At 58.6% G+C, this 19,700-nt stretch carries 16 protein-coding genes; 11 read left to right on the top strand and 5 right to left on the bottom strand.

Translation table 11 applies throughout. The features are described from left to right. Positions 1-90: 90 nt before the first annotated feature. Positions 91-561 carry a hypothetical protein gene (locus DW823_RS09735; RefSeq protein ID WP_147350679.1) on the bottom strand — a complete coding sequence of 157 codons (471 nt, stop codon included), beginning with the start codon at positions 559-561 and terminating at the stop codon, positions 91-93. 277 nt (positions 562-838) lie between these two features. Between DW823_RS09735 and DW823_RS08505 the strand changes: the two genes are divergently transcribed. After that, positions 839-1,270 (top strand): Hsp20/alpha crystallin family protein, encoded by a 432-nt coding sequence (locus DW823_RS08505; protein WP_118081754.1) that lies wholly within the window; start codon positions 839-841, stop codon positions 1,268-1,270. An 80-nt stretch (positions 1,271-1,350) separates the two neighbouring features. Here DW823_RS08505 and DW823_RS08500 read toward each other — a convergent pair whose 3' ends face one another. Beyond that, positions 1,351-2,160, bottom strand: coding sequence for an MBL fold metallo-hydrolase (locus DW823_RS08500; RefSeq protein WP_118081752.1), 810 nt, complete (start codon positions 2,158-2,160; stop codon positions 1,351-1,353). Positions 2,161-2,208: 48 nt separating this feature from the next. On the opposite strand from DW823_RS08500, the gene tilS reads away from it, so the two are divergent. From tilS to DW823_RS08475, 5 genes are all read left to right on the top strand, one after another. Further along, a complete protein-coding gene (tilS, locus tag DW823_RS08495; RefSeq protein WP_199574418.1) occupies positions 2,209-3,747 on the top strand; it encodes a tRNA lysidine(34) synthetase TilS in 1,539 nt (512 codons plus the stop codon). Between the two features lie 148 nt (positions 3,748-3,895). Further along, positions 3,896-4,444, top strand: coding sequence for a hypoxanthine phosphoribosyltransferase (hpt, locus tag DW823_RS08490; protein ID WP_118081750.1), 549 nt, complete (start codon positions 3,896-3,898; stop codon positions 4,442-4,444). 61 nt (positions 4,445-4,505) lie between these two features. Further along, positions 4,506-6,584, top strand: coding sequence for an ATP-dependent zinc metalloprotease FtsH (ftsH, locus tag DW823_RS08485; protein ID WP_255415140.1), 2,079 nt, complete (start codon positions 4,506-4,508; stop codon positions 6,582-6,584). A 184-nt stretch (positions 6,585-6,768) separates the two neighbouring features. Beyond that, positions 6,769-7,953, top strand: coding sequence for a pyridoxal phosphate-dependent aminotransferase (locus DW823_RS08480; protein WP_118081740.1), 1,185 nt, complete (start codon positions 6,769-6,771; stop codon positions 7,951-7,953). Positions 7,954-8,118: 165 nt separating this feature from the next. After that, positions 8,119-8,940, top strand: coding sequence for a phosphatase (locus DW823_RS08475; RefSeq protein ID WP_118081738.1), 822 nt, complete (start codon positions 8,119-8,121; stop codon positions 8,938-8,940). Positions 8,941-9,005: 65 nt separating this feature from the next. On the opposite strand, the gene rlmD is transcribed toward DW823_RS08475, so the two are convergent. Further along, entirely contained in the window at positions 9,006-10,412 is a 1,407-nt protein-coding gene (rlmD, locus tag DW823_RS08470; RefSeq protein ID WP_369831727.1) for a 23S rRNA (uracil(1939)-C(5))-methyltransferase RlmD, read from the bottom strand. Between the two features lie 377 nt (positions 10,413-10,789). Between rlmD and DW823_RS08465 the strand changes: the two genes are divergently transcribed. The 4 genes from DW823_RS08465 to DW823_RS08450 all read left to right on the top strand — a co-directional run bounded on the left by DW823_RS08465 (position 10,790) and on the right by DW823_RS08450 (position 15,442). Continuing rightward, the gene (locus DW823_RS08465; RefSeq protein WP_118081732.1) at positions 10,790-11,650 is read left to right on the top strand and encodes a transporter substrate-binding domain-containing protein; all 861 of its coding nucleotides are present in this window, start codon (positions 10,790-10,792) and stop codon (positions 11,648-11,650) included. After that, positions 11,650-12,303: an amino acid ABC transporter permease gene (locus DW823_RS08460; protein ID WP_099432382.1), complete on the top strand. Its 654-nt coding sequence runs from the start codon at positions 11,650-11,652 to the stop codon at positions 12,301-12,303. Before DW823_RS08465 ends, DW823_RS08460 begins: the two co-directional genes overlap by 1 nt. Further along, complete coding sequence (locus DW823_RS08455; RefSeq protein ID WP_118081730.1) at positions 12,296-13,060, top strand: amino acid ABC transporter ATP-binding protein; 765 nt, start codon at positions 12,296-12,298, stop codon at positions 13,058-13,060. Before DW823_RS08460 ends, DW823_RS08455 begins: the two co-directional genes overlap by 8 nt. Before the next feature lie 306 nt (positions 13,061-13,366). Then, the gene (locus tag DW823_RS08450) at positions 13,367-15,442 is read left to right on the top strand and encodes a translation factor GTPase family protein (RefSeq protein ID WP_118081728.1); all 2,076 of its coding nucleotides are present in this window, start codon (positions 13,367-13,369) and stop codon (positions 15,440-15,442) included. A 109-nt stretch (positions 15,443-15,551) separates the two neighbouring features. Here the strand turns inward: DW823_RS08450 and DW823_RS08445 are convergent, their stop codons facing one another. Continuing rightward, positions 15,552-16,538 (bottom strand): DNA/RNA non-specific endonuclease, encoded by a 987-nt coding sequence (locus tag DW823_RS08445; RefSeq protein WP_118081726.1) that lies wholly within the window; start codon positions 16,536-16,538, stop codon positions 15,552-15,554. Positions 16,539-16,668: 130 nt separating this feature from the next. Further along, positions 16,669-17,679 carry a LacI family DNA-binding transcriptional regulator gene (locus DW823_RS08440; protein ID WP_233543053.1) on the bottom strand — a complete coding sequence of 337 codons (1,011 nt, stop codon included), beginning with the start codon at positions 17,677-17,679 and terminating at the stop codon, positions 16,669-16,671. 415 nt (positions 17,680-18,094) lie between these two features. On the opposite strand from DW823_RS08440, the gene DW823_RS08435 reads away from it, so the two are divergent. Next, positions 18,095-19,567 (top strand): PTS fructose transporter subunit IIC, encoded by a 1,473-nt coding sequence (locus DW823_RS08435; protein WP_070097143.1) that lies wholly within the window; start codon positions 18,095-18,097, stop codon positions 19,565-19,567. The last annotated feature ends 133 nt before the right edge of the window (positions 19,568-19,700 follow it).

The raw sequence follows: 19,700 nt of genomic DNA, 5'->3' as shown, positions 1-19,700 counted from the left end.
GGGAATGTAGAAGGGGGAGGCCTCGCGGCCTCCCCCTTTTTTGCGTTTGGTCGATATGAGCTAAACGCCTCTATGGCCTAATAGCCTTTTCTATTTGAAGAAAACAAAATGAATGACCAGCGCGATTGCCACGATGGCAATGATCAAGAGCGCAATTTGGAGACGGTGCTGTCTGCGCCGTCTGTTTGACGATGTAAATATCGATTTCCCCTGCTTAGGCGTCTCGAGATAGCGGGCGGAATGCGTTAGAGTTTGCTTGGGACGGGGCCCTCTACGATGTTGCTTTGTGGGTGTTTGTGTCTGCTCCTGGCTGCATGCGCTGTTTTTGGATAAGGGGGCATCTTTTAGATACACCGGATCGCTCGAGGCGACACCCATGTGTCTACGCGCTGAATGAGATTCTTCTAGGGTTTGATATCGATTGCGAGTTACATACTCAGGCTCTGCATCGCTAATGGGCTCTTGGGAAATATGGGGACGATGGTAGCGTATGGGCTGTGAGTAGGCAGAACTATCGTTCTGCAGCGGCTCAAACGAATTGTCGGAGGTCTGATCGTCCATGATGCCCTTAGGTTGTCATTAACAACGAGTATGCGCTCATTGTAAGCCCCCTGCTTCGTTTTGACAGGCGCGTATTTGGTATTCAGGGCTCTGTTCAAATAACCTTAACCTCGTTAAAACCTTAGTCAACCAGACTTAGATATGCTTATAGAAAGAGACTTAAAAAACTTTATAGCAAAATGTATATATACGTAATCGTTGGGCATATATTAGAGCGTCAAACGAAGTCCCTGCCACCTGGAAGATGGCTCGGCAGTCCCTTAAAGGAGTGGTAGTCATGGCAAGCATGGTTCCTTATCGTTCGGTCTTTGGTGTTCGTCCCTCTGCTAGCTCGTTGTTTGATCTCTTTGATGATATGAGCGACCTAGTGAACAGCTCGATTGCCTCTAAGGCGTTCCCCGTTGACGTTGAGGATAAGGGCGATGGCTATGAGGTCAAGGCTTATCTGACCGGCGTCGCCAAGGACGATATCGATGTCGAGCTTAACGAGGGCCGTCTGTCCATTAGCGTGAATGTCGAGGAAGACGAGGAGAACGAGGGTAAGAACTTCCTGCAGAAGGAGTTCAGCTCGTACAGCGCGACGCGCGGTGTGTACCTGAAGGATGCTTCGAGCGAGGGCCTTTCTGCAAAGTACGCTGACGGCATCCTTACCGTTACGGTTCCTAAGATTGTCGAGAAGAAGAACGTTACGAAGATTTCCATCGACTAACGCTATCGGCTATTAGCATCGGTGCCTGCGTTAAGGGGGCTGGGAAGTGATTCCCGGCCCCCTTTTCTATTTGGGCTGGCCTATTGAATGGTCATGGGCCGATATTGCCCGGCGGGACGTATTGTGAGTTTATGCAGCCCCTCAACGCGGGTGGCGGCGCTGCCAAGCTCGTTGTCGAGTGTTGCGCCGAGGGAGCTTGCGTAGCTTTTGACGGTCAGACTTGGGCGATTGTTGTCTTGGCTAATGTGCATCGCGATAAGTTGCTCGGTGCGATCGGTTACCAACGCGCGTGCGGCATCGGCGGCCTGATCGTTGGAGAGATGTCCTTTTACAGACAGGATACGTTCCTGAAGAAAGCGAGGATAGTCGCCTTGACGCAGCATGGTTACATCGTGGTTGCTTTCGAGTGCGAGAATGCGACAGTCCTTGAGCGTATCGATGGCATGCTTCGACAACTCGCCGGTGTCGGTGGCAAAGCCAATTGAATCACCCTGAGCGTCAAACCGGTAGCCGACGGGATTAACGACGTCGTGGGATGTCGAATATGTTTGAATGTGGACTCCGGCAATAGAGAGGGCGTCACCTGGGTCGAATTCCTCGACAGGTAGATGTGCGAGGCTTTCTTTGGACGTGAGCGTTCCTCTGCTGGAAAAGACTGGGCCATTCCAATGCTTGCACCATACCTCAAGCCCCTTGATGTGGTCGCTGTGTTCATGGGTGACAACAAGGGCGTACACGTCGTCTACCGACAGTCCGAGTTCCGCCATGCGTTTGAGCGTTTCGCGGCGAGACAGTCCGTCATCGACCATAATGAGCCCCTGCGGGCCCTCGATGAGTGCGCAGTTGCCTTTAGAGCCACTGCCGAGGATATGAAGGTGCAGACGAGACATAAGATTCCAAAGGATACAATGGGTGCGGACGAATAGAGGAGGAAGCAAATGCCTACGGTATCTCAGCATTATGGACACCATGCCGTGCCTGGGGCAGTCGATGAGACCCGGACGAGGCAGCAGGCTGCTCCTGTCGTGCTCATGGTATCAGGCGGCGCGGACTCGACGGCACTGCTTCTTATGGCGTGCACATCAAAGCTGGATATCCAAGACGGACGCGGTGTTGCCCCCATTGCTCGCGAGCGCCTGCATGTGCTGCATGTAAACCATCATCTGCGCGGCAAGGCGTCCGATGGCGACGAGGCCTTTGTGCGTGAGCTCTGCGCGAAATATGGTTTACCGCTGTGCGTGGAGCACGCTTTTTTTGATGGGGAGTCGGGCAATATTGAGGCCGCGGCCCGCGAGGTGCGCTATGCCGCGGCGCGGAGGTATGTTCGCGAGCTCTGCGCCCAGACGGGGGCACCGCGAACGGCGGCTCGTATCTGCACCGCGCACACGTCTTCGGATCGCGCGGAAACGTTTTTGATGAACGCGATTAAGGGTTCAGGGCCCGCTGGCCTATCGAGCATTCCTCGCCGGAGGAATATCGTGGTGCGCCCCTTGCTCGACCTAACTCATGGCGAGCTCGTGGGCTATCTACAGGTACATGGTCAGCCGTGGCGTGAGGACGAGAGCAATGAGGATATCTCGTATCTGCGAAACTACGTGCGCCATCGGGTAATGCCAGTGGTGGCACAGCGTAATGCGAGCGTGTGCAAGACGATTGGCGCCGCCTGTGAGATCTTGGGTGACGAAGATGCGTTTCTATCCCAGCTGTCGGCACAGGCGTTTCGAAGCTGCCTGCGCAAGGAGGCGGCGGGTGCGCTAGTGCTCGATGCCAGACGCCTTGCTGCGGCCGAGGTGGTAATCGCGCGGCGCATCGTGCGACTGGCGATCAAACGCATCGATCCGGACGCTCGTCCAGAGATGCGACATGTGGAGCGAGTCCTTTCCTGCGTTGCCGAGGGCGCAGGCTCGGTCACGCTTCCGGCGGGGATTGACGCACGCGTCGAATTTGGCATGCTGGCGTTTAAGGCTCCGGTGGCTCGCGAGGGCCTGGTCGCGGACTGGGTTACCGTACCCGGTCGTTTGTCGTTGGGCGGGGGACGTATGCTGGTCGCAGAGCCGATGGCCGTTGAACCGGGATGCGATATCGTGCGCCGCGCCCGTGAGCTTGCGGCTGCCGGGGAAGTGGCAGCTTTGGTAGACGCGGCTGCCCTGGGTTTTGCCGACAGCGATAGCGAGCGGATCCTGGCGGGCTCGCGTGGCGAGATTCCTGCCGAGGCGCGATTGGCGCGCCTATGGGTGGACGGTCCCGCACCGGGAGACGTGATGTGCCCGTTAGGAATGAGTGGCCGAAGCAAGAAGGTATCCGACTTGCTAGGAGAGGCTCGCATTCCCGTTTCCGAGCGCGCCGGCGTGCCCATGGTGAGGACGGCGCCGGGAGGTGCCGTGGTGTGGGTCGCCGGAGTTCGCGCGGACGAACGCTTTAAGTGCACGGCGGCGACGCGTGTGGCCTATCTGTTTCGCGTGGTTGACGCGGATTAGCCCCTCGTACCAGCTTTTCTGTGCGGCGTTGACGGTATTCCCGCGCTGATGATGCGCGGGCTGGAAAATATACCCCGTGCGCTGCTAGAATGTGTAGTTCGCGTCCATACGGCGGTGTGTGGGCGATTAAGCACAAGAAAGGGTTGTCATGGCTTCTCAACATCCGGATATCGAGAAGGTTCTGTTTACGCAGGAGGATATCGAAGGTATCGTTTCTCGCCTGGGCGAGGAGATTACGCGCGACTACGCTGGTAAGGATCTGGTGTTGATCGCGGTCCTGCGCGGCGCCGTTGTCTTTATGGGCGACCTGATGCGCAAGATCGAGCTGCCGACCAACATCGATTTCATGGCTGTTTCGAGCTATGGCGACGGTGTGAAGTCTTCGGGCATCGTGCGTATCATTAAGGACCTGGATATCGACATCCGTGGTCGCGACGTGCTGATCGTCGAGGACATTCTGGACTCGGGCCTGACCCTCAAGTACCTGATGAAGAACCTTGAGAGCCGCAAGCCCGCCTCGCTGGAGGTCGCTGCCTTCCTGTGGAAGGACGTTGAGGACCGCACCTCGGCCATCACGCCCAAGTATGTTGGAACCCATTGCCCCGATGCCTTTGTGGTGGGCTACGGCCTCGACTATGCCGAGCGCTATCGCAACCTTCCGTATCTGGGCATTTTGAAACCGGAGGTTTATTCGTAAGATGCCCGACGACCGTAACGACAACAATTCCCAGACTCCCCGGGAGCCTAAGATCCCGGGGATGCCCGGAGGCAAGAAGCCCACGCGTACGGGCTGGCTGTATTTTCTTTTGGCTTGCGCGCTTCTGGGCTATGCCTTCTTTAATATGGGCTCCGGTTTTGCCAGCTCCAGCAATACCGTTAAGCTCGCGACGAGCGAGATGGTCAGCGCCATTAAGCAGGATCGCGTCGAAGATTTGACCTATACGGTTCAAGACGGAAGCGTGGCGGGTCATTACTGGAAGACAAAAAAGGACAAGGGCGATACGAGCGAGCTCAAGAGCTTTTCCTCGACCTATGTCGGCTCCGATTCGCTTGCCGAGCTTATGGCGGAGCACCCCGACACCAAGTATATCGTCAACACCAACGACCCCGATTTTTGGGGCGACTTGGCGATGAGCGTGCTGCCGACGATCGCCCTGATCGCCATCATGTTCTACTTTATGCGCCAGATGATGGGCGCCAATAACAGGAACATGCAGTTTGGCAAGACCAACGCCAAGACTAACGAGGCTACGCGTCCCAAGGTAAAGTTCGAGGACGTTGCCGGCGTGGACGAGGCCGTCGAGGAGCTCGAGGAGATCCGCGACTTCCTGAGCGATCCGGACCGCTATCGCAAGCTGGGTGCCAAGATTCCGCGCGGCGTTTTGCTGGTTGGTCCTCCGGGTACCGGTAAGACGCTGCTGGCTAAGGCCGTTGCCGGCGAGGCAGGCGTGCCGTTCTTTAGCATCTCGGGCTCTGACTTTGTCGAGATGTTCGTGGGCGTCGGCGCCAGCCGCGTGCGCGACCTCTTTAAGGAGGCCAAGTCTCAGGCTCCGTCGATCATCTTTATTGACGAGATCGATGCCGTGGGACGTCAGCGCGGAGCCGGCCTAGGCGGCGGTCACGACGAGCGCGAGCAGACGCTCAACCAGCTGCTGGTCGAGATGGACGGTTTTGAGGAAAGCGAGTCGGTCATCCTGATCGCCGCAACCAATCGCCCCGATATTCTGGATCCGGCATTGCTGCGCCCCGGTCGTTTTGATCGTCAGGTCACGGTCGACCGTCCGGACGTAAAGGGTCGCGAGCAGATCTTGCGCGTACATGCCGAGAATAAGCCGATGGACGAGGACGTTAAGTTTGAGAAGCTCGCCCAGATGACCGTTGGCTTTACCGGTGCCGATCTGGCAAACCTGCTCAACGAATCTGCGCTGCTGGCCGCTCGCCGCCATCGTTCCGTGATCTCGATGGACGAGGTCGAGGAGTCGATGGAGCGCGTGATTGCCGGACCGCAACGCAAGGGTCGCGTGATGACCGAGGCCGAGCGCACCACGATTGCCTATCATGAGAGCGGTCACGCTTTGGTGGGTCACATCTTGGAGCACTCCGATCCGGTTCATAAGATTTCGATCGTCAGCCGCGGCCAGGCTCTGGGCTACACGTTGCAGCTTCCGCAGGAGGATCACTTCCTCAAGACCAAGAACGAGATGCTCGACGAGCTTGCCGTGTTCTTGGGCGGCCGCGTTGCCGAGGAGCTCATGTGCGATGACATCACGTCGGGCGCGAGCAACGACCTGGAGCGCGCGACCAAGATGGCACGCGAGATGGTTACGCGTTTGGGCATGAGCGAGGAGCTGGGCACGCAGGTGTTTGGCGAGGCACAGCATCAGGTGTTCCTTGGTCGTGATTACGCCGATCACCAGGATTACTCCGAGGAGACGGCACGCCGCATCGATATCGAGGTTCAGCGCATCATGCGCGAAGCCCATCGCCTTGCGGTCGAGATTCTGGATGCCCGTCGCGATCAACTCGATCTGATGGCGAAGGTGCTGCTTGAGCGCGAGACCGTCGAAGGCGACGCCGTGAATGCCCTGCTCGACAACGAGTGGGATGCCTACCTTGAGCGCGAGGGCGATATCCTGGCGGCCAAGGAGGAGCGCAATGCCAAGGCGGCCGGTATGCCGACCAAAAAGCGCGCGCCTCGTATGAGCGAGGAGGAGCTGGCGGCTGATGCCGCGGCTTTTGCGCAGGCGGCCATGCAGGAGGATGCCGAAGTGGCATCCGATGGCGCTGGCGATGACCATGCCGTCAACGCCGATGCCGACGCCGACGACGACAAATAGTCTTTGTGGCGAAAGCCTCCGCGGGGAAACCTGCGGAGGCTTTTTTAGCGATATGGGGCCATCTGTTGATTGGGGACAGACTTAAATGAGCGTTTTCACGCATTTAAGTCTGTCCCCAATTAACATTGCTGCGGCACTTTGCTCAACTAAAGCGTACAATACCGCCTATGCGAAAGGGGAACAGATGATCAACGAAACCATGTATGCTCGCGGTGCGGAAAGCTCCATCATCCGTGAGATTTTTAGCTATGGCCTTGAGCGCAAGGCGCAGATCGGTGCGGAAAACGTATTCGATTTTTCGCTGGGCAATCCGAGCGTTCCGGCACCCGCTGCTGTGGCGGAGTCCATTAAGAAGGCCCTGGAGCTGCCGAGCGACCAGCTGCACGGCTACACGCCCGCACCGGGCCTGCCGCAATGTCGTGCCGCTGTGGCCGAATCGCTCAACCGCCGCTTTGGCACGAGCTATGAGGGCAAAGACGTCTTTATGACGGTGGGTGCCGCGGCTTCGCTCACCTGCGCGCTCAACGCCGTTACGAATCCGGGCGACGAGGTTATTGTTATCGCCCCGTACTTTCCGGAGTATCGCGTTTGGATTGAGAAGGCCGGCTGCACGTGTGTCGAGGCGCTTGCCAACGAGGACACATTCCAGCTGAGCGTGGATAACGTATTCAAGGCGATCACCGACAAGACGGCAGCCGTCATTATCGACTCGCCCAACAACCCGACCGGTGCCGTATATACGCGCGACACGCTGACGCGACTGGCCAATGTTCTGCGCGAGGCCAACGCTCAGCGCGATCCCGAGAATCCGATTATGCTCATCTCGGATGAGCCGTACCGCGAGATCGTGTACGGTGCCGAGGTGCCTTGGGTGCCCTCGATCTACGAGCACACCATCGTGTGCTACTCGTATTCCAAGTCGCTGTCGCTGCCGGGTGAGCGCGTGGGGTGGATCTTGGTTCCCAACACCAATCCGCAGGCTGCCCGTCTGATGCCGGCCGTTGCCGGTGCCGCCCGTACGCTGGGCTTCGTGTGCGCGCCGGCGCTCTTTCAGCGCGTAATTATCGACTGCATCGATGAGCCGAGTGACGTTGAGGCCTATGCACGCAACCGCACCGCGCTTACCGACGCACTAGCGGAGTATGGCTACACCTATGTTGAGCCGGATGGCGCGTTCTACCTATGGGTGAAAGCATTGGAGCCCGATGCGAATGCGTTTTGCGAGCGCGCAAAGAAGTATGAGTTGCTTGCGGTTCCCTCGGACAGCTTTGGTATGCCGGGTTGGTTCCGCCTGGGCTATTGCGTGAGTTACGAAACGATTGTCAATTCGCTACCCGCTTGGAAACAGTTGGCGGACGAGTATCGTTAAAAGTAAAGCGCTCTGCCTACAATGTTTTACGTGAAACGGGGTTTGGTGTTAAGCCGGACCCCGTTGTCATGGACGTTGTGTCTTTGGGATGGAGTGGTTTTACGACTATCGAAGGCAATGCGTACAATGAATATAAGCGACGGCCGTGCCAGATAAGGAGACCTGATGCCCTACCTGCTTTCTTGTGACATTCATACCCATACGATGTTCTCTGCGCATGCATATTCGACCATTGAGGAGAATGTGTACTGGGCGGCAGAGCGTGGCCTGCAGGTGCTCGGGTCTGCCGACCATCTGAGCTCTATGGTTACGGCTTGTCCCAATGACCTGCGCAGTTACCAATTCTTTATCAACCAGGATATCTGGCCGCGCATTTGGAGCGGCGTGCTGGTGCTGCGTGGTGCCGAGGCCGATATCGTTTCGCTGGACGGAAGCCTGTTTGGCGAGGACACTCCTGTCACGCTCGATATCGCTGGCGATTCGTACAGTCGTCAGCATTCGCTCTTCGATTTGGTTACGCGTAATTTGGATTATTTGGTTGCAAGCGTGCATAATCCACAGATTGCTGAGGGCGCGACGCTGGCCCAGGCGACCGAGATGTATATCAATGCCCTGGAGCACCCCAAGGTGTTCATGCTGGGTCACACGGGGCGTTCGGGCGTGCCGTTCGATATCGACGAGGTGCTGTTGGCGGCTAAGGCCAAGCACAAGATTATCGAGATCAACAACCATAGTCTTGAACACGGTGTTGACACTGAGCATTGGGCCGTATGCCGCAAGATCGCTGAGCGCTGCGCCGAGCTGGGCGTGGGCATTGGCGTTTCGACCGATGCGCACATTGGCATGGCCATTGGTAAGCTCGATTACGCTCGCAAGATGCTCGACGAGATTCACTTCCCGTTGGATCTGATCGTGACGCGCGACCGCGAGACGCTGCTGCGCGAGATGGCGGCAGCCGGCGTGTGCGACCTGCGCAAGGGGATGTAGCTGAGTTTATAAACCAAGCGAAGGGGGCGGTCCAGGCGGGCCGCCCCCTTTCTTGTGCCGGACAATTAGCGGCGTTCGAGGACCGCTACGGTTTCGGTGTGGTCGGTGTGGGGGAACATGTCGACGGGCGTGATCTTGAGCAAGCGATAGCCTCCGTCGAGGAGCTGGTGCAGGTCGCGCTCTTGGGTTACGGGGTTGCAGCTGATATAGGTGATGCGGCGTGGCTTTAGTGCGCAGGCAGCTTCGAGGAACTCGGGGGTGGAGCCGGCGCGCGGTGGGTCGATGGAAAGGACATCGACCCGCTCGTTGTTGTCGGCGGCATCTAGGATGTAATCGGTGGCATCGTCGGCCATAAACCAGGCGCTGCGGGTGAGGCCGTTGAGCTCGGCATTGCGGCGTGCGTCGGCAATGGCCGCCGGGTTGCGCTCCACGCCGAGCAGCATGATGCCGATACCCTTGTTCTGGGCATCTTTAGCTGCGCAAAGACCGATGGTGCCGCTGCCACAGTAAGCATCCATGAGCACATCGCCCTGGTGCAGATTCATGCCGTCGATAGCGAGCTGATAGAGCAGCTCGGTCTGCTGCGGGTTGGTCTGGTAGAACGCGGTGGGGGAGATATCGAACTCGCAGCCGAGCAACTGATCGCGCATGCACTCGGCGCCATATACAATGCGGGTTTCCTCGCCGAGGATGGCGTTGCCGGGACGTCCGTTGATGTTTTGGGCGACGGTGACGATGCGCGGATCGAGTGCAGCGACGGCCTCAAAGAAATCCTGCGCATGCGGTAAGTCACGCTGGGCGGTCACGAGCGTAACCATGACCTGGTCGGTGCGCCAGCCGCAGCGAACGACGGCATAGCGGAGCAGCCCTAGATGCTTGTCTTCGTTAAAGGCAGGAATATGCAGGCGCTCGGCCTCGCGAGCGATGCCGTTGAGAATTTGACGAGCGCCCGGCGCCTCGACAGGACACTCGGGTACGGCAACGATCTTGTGCGTGCCGCGCTCAAAGAAACCGCAACGGACAGTGCCCTCCTTACCGGGAGCAAACGGAGTGGCGGCCTTATGGCGAAAACCACGCGGCGCAGAATACTTGCCCGGGTCGCCCAGGGTAACACCCATACCGCGAATGGGATCAACGGCAATACCCTCGCGCTCGCAAAGCGAGGCAAAAAGCTCCTCCATAGCAGCCTGCTTGGCTGCCAGTTGCTTTTTGTAAGGACGATTAAGCGCCGTGCACCCACCGCAGGTTTTCATGATGGAACAAGGAGACTTGGGGTCCACAGCCTTACGAGCAGGCGAAACCGAATCTTTATGCGAGCACTTGGAACGAGCCCGAGGTGCTTTGTCCCCGCCCCGACGAGAGTCAGAACGCTTGGTCTTAGCCCTGCTCTTGGTCGATTTGCTTTTTGCAGCTTTAGAAGACTTGGATTTCGTGGAAGATTTCTCCTCCGACCCCTCAGCCGCCTCGATCAAAGCACGACGAGCCTTACGCTCCGCACGAGATTCTGCCATCAATAACTCCACTAATTCATGAATTTAAGCTGCAAGTATTGTACCGTGCCAAGCCAGCAGACGATATACAAGCGGTTTATTCGTGTCGGTGATAAGCCCAACGACGGTTGCCCGCCGCGTGAGGGGTGTGGGGGTTAAGTTTATCGCGAGTTCCGCACGAACAGGAGGCCACTTAATGTGGCCTCCGTCGTGAGCAGGACTGTAGAGCAGGAAACTTAACCCCCACACCCCTCACGCGGCGGGCAAATTCGCCTTGTGCTCTATCACACTAAAGTGTATGATTCTGAACGTTACATGACTCACTTTACCTAACTAAAGTGCCACCAAGGGGGAATACCATGAATACCGATATGTCTCGTCGTGAGTTTGTTGGTCTAGCCGGCTCACTCGCTACGGTTCTAGGCCTTGGCCTGGTTGGCTGCGGCGGTGGTGCCGGCAAGGGCTCCGCTGCTGGCTCTGCCGCGGCCAAGGATGTGAAGGGCGCTGCGGAGTCCAAAAAGCTCGTCGTGGGCTTTGACAAGTCCTATCCTCCGTATGGCTTTGTGGGCGATGACGGCGAGTACACGGGCTTTGACCTCGACCTTGCCAAGGCCGTTGCCGATAAGCAAGGCTGGGAGGTCAAATACGAGGCCATCGACTGGGATGCCAAGGATACGCTGCTCAACTCGGGCGCCATCAACTGTATCTGGAACGGCTTTACCATGGAGGGCCGCGAGGACGACTACACGTTCTCCGAGCCGTACATGCTCAACGAGCAGGTGCTGGTGGTAAAGAAGGATGCAGGCATCAAGAGCTGGGACGATCTTGCCGGCAAGACGGTGATCACCCAGACCGATTCCGCTGCGCAGGATGTACTCGAGGGCGATCAGAAGGATCTGGCGGCGACGTTTGCCACGCTCGATACCATCGGCGAGTACAACACGGCCTTTATGCAGCTCGAGAGCGGCGCGGTCGATGCCGTGGCTTGCGACCTTTCGATTGCCCAATATCAGCTTGCCGCAAAGCCCGATGCCTATACGCAGCTTGATAAGCCGCTGTCCAGCGAGCACTACGCCGTCGGCTTTAAGAAGGGCGACACCAAGTCGGCCGACGCCGTGACCGAGTCGCTCAAGGCGCTCTACAAGGACGGCACGGTTAAGGACCTGTGCGACAAGTATTCAAGCTATGGTCTATCTTTCGATAATTGGGTGCTCAAGTAATGTCTATCCAGGTCATGATGCAGATGCTTGGCCAGGGATTCTTGGTCAGCTTGCAGCTGTTTGTGCTAACGCTGCTCGGGTCGATTCCGCTGGGAATTCCCGTGGCGTTCATGCGCATGAGTAAAATTGCGCCGCTTCGCTGGATTGCGCGCATCTACATTTCGGTCATGCGCGGTACGCCGCTCATGCTGCAGATGTTTGCCATCTACTTTGCTCCTTACTACGTGTTCGGCATTTCGCTCACGCCCGATTCCAAATGGACGGCGTGCGTCGTGGCGTTCATCATCAACTACGCCGGCTACTTTGCCGAGATCTATCGCTCGGGCTTGCAGTCCATTCCGCGCGGTCAATACGAGGCCGCCGAGGTGCTGGGCTACTCGCGCCTGCAGACGTTTTTGTACATTGTGATGCCGCAGGTCGCCAAGCGCATTTTGCCGGCGATGGGCAACGAGATCATCACGCTGGTCAAGGACACGTCGCTGGCGTTTGCCATTGGCGTGGGCGAGATGTTCTCGACCGCCAAGGCGCTGGTTGCCTCGCAGGTGAGCATGGTGCCGTTTGCGATTGCGGCGCTGATCTACTGGGTTTTCAACTTCGTGGTCGAGATGCTGCTGGGCGCTGCGGAGAAAAAATTGGATTACTACCATGATTAATTCGGTAATGAATATAGCGAACGCACGCAAGGCGTTTGGCGGCAATGAGGTGCTCAAGGATATCTCGCTCGAGGTAAAGCGTGGCGAGGTCGTGGCGATTATCGGGCCTTCGGGCGGCGGTAAGTCCACGCTGCTGCGCTGTGCCACGCTGCTCGAGACGCTCGATGGTGGCTCGCTCTCGTTTGGCGACCTTGCCGTCGCGACGGATGCGGGTTCGGGCGCGGTGTACGCAAAGGGCGATGTGCCTAAACAGGCGCGCTCGCGGTTTGGTCTGGTGTTTCAGAACTACAATCTGTTCCCGCACTATACCGTGATGAAAAACATCACCGATGCTCCGATCCGCGTGCTTAAGCGCCCACGCGAGCAGGCGGAAGCCCGCGCACACGAGCTTATTGCACAGATGGGACTTACGGGTAACGAGAACAAGGTACCCTGCGAGCTTTCGGGCGGTCAGCAGCAGCGCGTGAGTATTGCCCGCGCCCTGGCGCTCGATCCGGAAATCTTGTTCTTTGATGAGCCGACCTCGGCGCTCGATCCAGAGCTGACGGCTGAGGTGCTGCGCGTCATCAAGGATTTGGCCGCGCAGAATATGACGATGGTGATCGTGACGCACGCGATGCAGTTTGCCCGCGACGTTGCCGACCGCGTGGTCTTTATGGATGGCGGTCGTATTGTCGAGGAGGGTCCTGCCGAGCAGGTTATCGATCATCCGCGCGAGCAGCGTACCCGTGAGTTCTTGAGCCGTATCGAGGGGTAGGCTCAGCTATTTACTCAACTATTAATTGAGGTGATGCCGCCGCAGGTCTTATGATCTGTGGCGGTTTTTTGCATCCGCGGGGTTCAATAATCGCCTCGCAAGCTCGCTCTCTCCTCTCGCCGCCCGTATCCATACGCGTGCCGAAAGGTCTGCATGGACAGGCGACTGCAAGGGTAGGGTGGTGGCATAGGACATTTGGAGGGTGAGTCGGCTCGGCTGCCGACCATGCTGCTCCCGGGACGGCACCGACCGCGAACTCTCCCCGTTGGCGTCGCGCATCGCGCGCGACCCTGCAAGGAGGTCATCATGGGTGCTCCCAAGACCGGCAATGTAAGGAACGTGGTGCTCGTAGGCCAAGGCGGGGTGGGCAAGACTTCACTCGCCGAGGCCATGCTCCACCTTTCCGGTAAGACCGCCCGCCTGGGCGGCCACGACGGCACCAAGCCCACGCTCGACTATGACCCCGAAGAGGTCAAGCGTGCGTTTTCCATCTCGACGACCATCGCGCCGATTGACTGGAAGGGCGCCCGCATCAACGTGCTCGATGCCCCGTGCTACCCCGATTTTATCGGCGACGCCTTTGCCGCGATGAGCGTCTGCGAGACGGCGCTGTTTGTGGTCGACGCCGAGGCCGGCCCGCAGCCTACGACGGTTAAGCTCTGGTATGCCGCCGAGGACCTGCGTCTGGCGCGCGCGGTGTTCGTAAACCGCCTGTCGCGCTCCGAGGCCAGCTTTGCGACCACCATGGAACTGCTGCAGGAGCGCTTTGGTACGCGACTGGGCGCCGTGACTCTTCCCTGGGGCGAGGGCGAAGACTTTGACGGCATCATCGACCTGGTGCGCATGAAGGCGCGCCACTGCAACGGCACCGAAGCCGTTGAGTCGGAGATTCCCGAGGAGTATCGTGCCCAGGCCGAGGAGGCCCACGACCATCTGTGCGAGTTGGTGGCCGAGGCCGACGATGAGCTGATGATGAAGTACCTGGAAGGCGAGGAGACGCTGACGCAGGAGGAGCTTGAGGGTTTGTTGTCCAAGGCGATCGCCGAGCGCATCTTTGTGCCGGTCTTTGCGGGCGATTGCATTAAGGAGCAGGGCGTCAACTCGCTGATGGACGACATCGCCACGTACTTCCCGGCGCCGACTGACTACGGCGAGATGCCGCTCATCGACGGCGACTCGCTTAAGATCTCGAGCGACGATGACCGCCCGGTGGCGTTTGTGTTTAAGACCCTGGCCGATCCGCAGCAGGGCCGCATCAGCTTTATCAAGGTACTGACGGGTACGCTTGAGCCGGGCCTCGAGCTGGTCAACGCGCGTACCCGCAAGAGCGATCGTCTGGCTCACCTGTATGTGATGTGCGGCCGCGACATGACCGAGGTCGGTCACGCCTATGCCGGCGACATTATCGTGGCGCCCAAGTTGGCGGCAGAGACGGGTGACACGCTCTCCATTACCGGTAAGGTCGAGGCAGCGGCGTTTAAGTTCCCCAACTCGCAGTACCGCATTGCCATCGAGGCCGAGAATCGCGGCGACGAAGAGAAGCTCTACACGTTTATCGAGAAGGCTTGCAAGGCCGATCCGACCATGAGCATCGACCGTGACGAGGAGACGGGCCAGACTATCATCTCCGCCGTGGGCGAGGCACAGGTTTCGGTGCTGCTCAACCGTTTGGAGGACCGCACCAAGGTCGTGGCCAAAAGCGTGCCGATCCGCATTCCGTATCGCGAGACCATCCGCCGCACGGCAAGCGCCCAGGGTCGCCACAAGAAGCAGACCGGCGGCGCCGGTCAGTACGGCGACTGCTGGCTGCGCGTGGAGCCGCTCATTGGGCCCGACGGCACGAGCGACGGCTATGAGTTTGTTGACGAGGTCGTGGGCGGCCGCATCCCGCGCTCGCTCATCCCCGCCGTGGACAAGGGCGTCCAGGAGACCATGAAGGACGGTATCATTGCCGGCTATCCGCTCACGGGTATTCGCGTCGCGGTGTACGACGGCTCGTATCACAGCGTCGACTCCAACGAGATGGCGTTCCGCGCGGCGGCTCGTATCGGCCTGCGCAAGGCATGCGCCGATGCCGATCCGGTGGTACTGGAGCCCATCGAGGAAATCACGGTGACGATCCCCGAGAGCTACGCCGGCGCCGTGATGGGCGACATCTCGGCCTCGCGCGGTCGCGTGACGGGCATGGAGACCGATGAGCGCGGCGATACCGTGGTCATTGCCCAGGCGCCGCTGGCCGAGCTGACGGATTATTCGACGCGCCTGCGCTCTATCACGCGCGGCACGGGCGACTTTACTATGAAGCCCGCAGGCTATGAGCAGGTGCCCTATGACGTTCAGGCCAAGCTGGTCGAGCGCTATGAGGAGGGCCGCGCCAAGTAACGTGTGGTTTTGCCTGCAATGTAGGTGCTGACGAAAAGGCCGCCCTGGGTAACCGGGCGGCCTTATTTGATTCCTGGGGCTGCAAATCGATTCATGTCGCGGTTGGGGGCTAGTCCCCCGAGGCCTGGTTGCGGCCGGTGGCGTAGTCGATCTGCGCGTGCGGCTGCAGGTTGTAGCAGTACACGTGGAAGCACAGGGTCTTGCCGTGGTCCTCGATCGATTGTGCTTCCAGACGAACGCCACGACAGACGAGTTCCTCTTCGTTGTACATGGGCGTGACGCGGTAGAGCACATGGTTGCCTGTGTCGTGGATATAGTCGAGGATCTGCTCTTCAAACGGCAGCATGCCCGTTTCGTTGAGATAGCGCGTGCCGGTGAGGAGATTCTTGCGATTGGCGTTTTCGCCGCAGAGCGACCAGGCGATGAGGTGGCAACGGTTGTAGAGGCTTTGACCCGGAATAAAGTCGTAGCGCTGTTGGTGCCATCCGGCGGGGTGGATACGCGAGATATCCCCGCGCTTGCCTTGACCGAGCGATTCGGGGCCCACGCAGGCAAGCGCTTTGCGGGTGCGGCCCAGACTGTCGAGCTTGGAGAATTTCTTAAAGCAGCCCTCTTCGGTGGCACGATCGTATTCATCGAGTGTGAATGACGGCGTGCCGAGCGGGTGCGTGCTGTCGGCGCGAAGGGCAACGTAGGGGTTGCCGGCGTAGTCGGGAATGCTGCTGAGATAAACACCGCGGGCGCGGTTGAGGTCGGGGTTTTCGACCTCGTCGATGGGGGTGGCGACGCTGTCCGCGGAAGCAACGCTGCCGTTGGTGTTGGTCGCGGTGGATTCGGAGCCATCGCCAGAGTCTTGGCTATTTTGAGAGTCCTCGGAGCTCGCTGTTCCCGATTCGAGCCGTGCGACCAAGTCCGCTTCGTCGTCGGTACGGCTGGGACTCTCGTTTTGCTTTTCGGCCAGAGCCGCTGCCTGCTCATCGCTTTGCGGCGACAACAGCTTGGGCGCTCCGTCGAGCGACCCTGTGAACAGCGCAAAACCCAGCACCACGGCGGTGCCGATGGAAAGTACTTGCTTGTAGGCGGGCTTGCGCGACATTGGGGCTCCTGGATGGACGGTTAGGAATCTACCAGTCTAGCAGGAGCCGGCAGAGGCCGTTCTGTCGAACAAATACTTAAGATTTGGGACAAATGCCGCTGGTCCATTTGCCCCCATGTTGGGCTTATGGCTAGATTGAGGTGGAGCCGAGCCAATTGAGTTTGCATTCGAGAATGCGCTGCTCACCGGGCGTGCTGCTGCCATCGAGTAGTGCGAGGAGCATCTCGGCCGCCTCCCTGCCTTCCTGGTCGACGGGCTCGATGATGGTGGAGACGGTCGGCGTGGTGAGGTTGGTCCAGTCTTCGCAGTTGAGTCCCAAAAGACCGATTTGCTGCGGAAGTAGATGGGCCATGGGCTGGAGGGCCTTGTAGACACGGGGGAGTGCCCACTGATTTTGCACGAAGATAAGGGTTCGCTTGGCGGGGTTGAGCTTGTATTTAAAGTACTCGGTGAGCTCGCTGACCGACGGCTTGTTGTGGTCGATGGGAATCGCTTTGTAGAGCTGTCCGTTCGCTGCCAGTGCCTCGGCATATCCCTGAAAACGTTCCATGCGGGTGCGCATTTCGGTCATATTGGCGGCAATGGAGAAAAAGTCCTCGTAGTCGGCATCGAGAAGCGCCTGCGTGGCATTGTACACGCCGTCGTAGAGGTTGGTTTTGATCCAGCTGGTGCCTGGGCTGTAGATGGCCGCGTCAAAAAAGACGACGGGCTTGCCGGCGCGCTTGATGCGGTCGTGGACGGCCTTGAAATTTGCCGTGGGCTGGATGATAAAACCATCGACGCCCAGCGAGAGCATTTTGTCGACATACATGAGCTCGGTCTCGGGGTTAAAGTTGCTGGTGCAAACGACCGTCTGGTAGCCCGCGGGGAGCATGACTTGTTCCATGCCGTTGAGGACGAGGCCCGCCCACTTGTTGGTGTTATCCAAAATGATGATGGCAATGACGTGGGTCTGCTTGCCGGTGAGCGTTTGCGCTTGGGCGTTGGGAACGTATCCGAGTTCCTTGATGACGCGCGCAATCTTTGCCCGCGTCTTCTCGCTAAGCTTTTCTCGTTTGTCGTTGAGGTAATACGAGACGCTTGCCGTCGAGGTTCCCGCCTCCCGAGCGACGTCTGCGATTGTAACGCGCTGTTTTGCCACAGCGACTCCTTCCGACAGATGAGCATTTTCCAACATGATGACTTTGAGTCTTGGTGAGGGATGCGCTTCGGTGAGCGACTTTTTCCTTTCATATGAGTATGCAACAAATGCGGTATACGGGTGGGGTCGAAATTTGCGACCGGCATGCGCATCTGCCGTCTACCGAGAAAATCAAATACTTCTTGACTTTTGAAATCGAGGGTAAAATCGCAGGATTCATTTTTGGTTAAACGCATAACCAAATAGCATAACCAACGCTCTGACCTGCGCGTTTACCGAAATAAGCTAGCATTAAGAAAAACGAGCACCTATATTGGTCTTGTCGAAAAGACAGCAAGTCCAAACGGCAGGGGATGCTCCGGAGGCCTCCGCAAACGGTGTCTTGCGCACGCAACTCTATGAAAAGAGGGAAGCAATGAAGATCGTAGGCGTTGCCGCCTGTACCGTGGGTATTGCCCACACGTATATGGCCCAGAAGGCGATTCAGGATGAATGCGCCGCCCGTGGCATCGAGTGCAAAGTCGAGGCTCAGGGTGGCCTGGGTATCGAGAACGAGCTGACGCAGGAAGACGTGGATTCCGCCGACCTGGTGCTCGAGTCCGTCGACGTGGGTGTCGAGAACGAGGATCGTTTTGAGCAGAAGATGGCCGAGGGCAAGTTCCTGAAGGTCGGCACCTCGGATGTAATCGCCGATCCGGTAAAGATCATCGACCAGGCCGTTGAGATCATCAAGGCGACGGGTGGCGCCGTTGACGCGCCCAAGGCCGAGGCCAAGGCAGAGAAGAAGGCCGTCTCCGCTGCCCCGCAGGCCCCGACACCGGCGTCCAAGCAGTCTATCTTTGCCGATCCTGGCAAGACGCTGCTCAATGCATTCAATACCGGCGTTTCCTATTTTATCCCCATCGTCGTTATCGGCGGCGTGTTTCTCGCCTTCTCGCTGGCATCCGGTACCGCCGGCGCCAACGGCATGGAGGTTACGAACCCGCTGATGGTGAGTCTTAACACCATCGGCATGGCCGGCATCTCCATGATGATCCCGGTGCTTGCGGCATACATCTCCTACTCGATGGCCGGCAAGCCCGCGCTCGCCCCCGGTTTTGTCCTGGGCTACCTGGTCAACAACGCAGTCGTTACTCCTAACGGCAACAGCGTTTCGACCGGCTTCTTGGGTGCCATGATCATGGCGGTCATCTGCGGCTACTTTGTCCGCTGGATGAAGACCTGGAAGGTCAACAACACCATCCAGACCATCATGCCCATCCTGATCATCCCGATTCTGACCTCGCTTGTCCTGGGCATGGCCTATATCTACATCCTGGCCACGCCGCTTGGCTTTGTGATGGACTGGCTTACCGGCGTGCTCGGCAGCCTGCAGGGCGGTTCCGCGGTTGTCCTGGGTCTGGTCATTGGCGTTATGACCGCCTTCGATATGGGCGGTCCCATCAACAAGACCGCCTCGACCTTCACCATGGCCATCATGGCCTCCGGCATCTACGGTCCTAATGGTATGTTCCGCGTCGCCGTTGCCGTTCCCCCGATCGCCTGTGGCCTCGCTGCACTCATCGCCAAGAACAAGTTCGATGACGCTGACCGTCAGATGGGCATCTCCGCGCTGTTCATGGGCTGCATCGGTATCACCGAGGGCGCTATCCCCTTCGCGGTCAAGGACCTCGGTCACACCCTTCCCGGCATTTGCATCGGCTCTGCCGTGGGTGCGGCGCTTGCCGCCTTCCAGGGTATCGACTGCTACGTCCCGCACGGTGGCTTTATCGTCGCCCTGGCCACCAACAACGTCGCGCTGTTCTGCCTGGACATCGTGATTGGCTCCGTGGTCGCCGCTGCAATCCTGATTGCCATGAAGCCCACGCTCGATAAGCAGGCCAAGTAAACCTTTAAGGACTCCGGTTGTGCGGAGGGATGGATTTGACTCCGCACAACCGCCCCTACACAACAAAATCCATCCGTACTGATAGGGCCCACATCTGGGTCCCAGGGAACTTTTGTCAAAAATCCTCTGGAGA

It is taken from the genome of Collinsella sp. AM34-10, assembly GCF_003469185.1.
Taxonomy (GTDB): Bacteria; Actinomycetota; Coriobacteriia; order Coriobacteriales; family Coriobacteriaceae; genus Collinsella.
Note: the sequence above shows the minus strand (reverse complement) of the source record. Positions and strands in the feature narration are given on the sequence as shown.

What these genes read in the sequence shown, in the direction of transcription:
- DW823_RS09735 (WP_147350679.1), bottom strand. Translation starts at nt 561, where the DNA reads ATGGACGATCAGACCTCCGACAATTCGTTTGAGCCGCTGCAGAACGAT.
- DW823_RS08460 (WP_099432382.1), top strand. Translation starts at nt 11,650, where the DNA reads ATGTCTATCCAGGTCATGATGCAGATGCTTGGCCAGGGATTCTTGGTC.
- ftsH (WP_255415140.1), top strand. Translation starts at nt 4,506, where the DNA reads ATGCCCGGAGGCAAGAAGCCCACGCGTACGGGCTGGCTGTATTTTCTT.
- DW823_RS08465 (WP_118081732.1), top strand. Translation starts at nt 10,790, where the DNA reads ATGAATACCGATATGTCTCGTCGTGAGTTTGTTGGTCTAGCCGGCTCA.
- DW823_RS08450 (WP_118081728.1), top strand. Translation starts at nt 13,367, where the DNA reads ATGGGTGCTCCCAAGACCGGCAATGTAAGGAACGTGGTGCTCGTAGGC.
- DW823_RS08505 (WP_118081754.1), top strand. Translation starts at nt 839, where the DNA reads ATGGCAAGCATGGTTCCTTATCGTTCGGTCTTTGGTGTTCGTCCCTCT.
- tilS (WP_199574418.1), top strand. Translation starts at nt 2,209, where the DNA reads ATGCCTACGGTATCTCAGCATTATGGACACCATGCCGTGCCTGGGGCA.
- DW823_RS08475 (WP_118081738.1), top strand. Translation starts at nt 8,119, where the DNA reads ATGCCCTACCTGCTTTCTTGTGACATTCATACCCATACGATGTTCTCT.
- DW823_RS08480 (WP_118081740.1), top strand. Translation starts at nt 6,769, where the DNA reads ATGATCAACGAAACCATGTATGCTCGCGGTGCGGAAAGCTCCATCATC.
- DW823_RS08455 (WP_118081730.1), top strand. Translation starts at nt 12,296, where the DNA reads ATGATTAATTCGGTAATGAATATAGCGAACGCACGCAAGGCGTTTGGC.
- DW823_RS08500 (WP_118081752.1), bottom strand. Translation starts at nt 2,160, where the DNA reads ATGTCTCGTCTGCACCTTCATATCCTCGGCAGTGGCTCTAAAGGCAAC.
- DW823_RS08445 (WP_118081726.1), bottom strand. Translation starts at nt 16,538, where the DNA reads ATGTCGCGCAAGCCCGCCTACAAGCAAGTACTTTCCATCGGCACCGCC.
- hpt (WP_118081750.1), top strand. Translation starts at nt 3,896, where the DNA reads ATGGCTTCTCAACATCCGGATATCGAGAAGGTTCTGTTTACGCAGGAG.
- DW823_RS08435 (WP_070097143.1), top strand. Translation starts at nt 18,095, where the DNA reads ATGAAGATCGTAGGCGTTGCCGCCTGTACCGTGGGTATTGCCCACACG.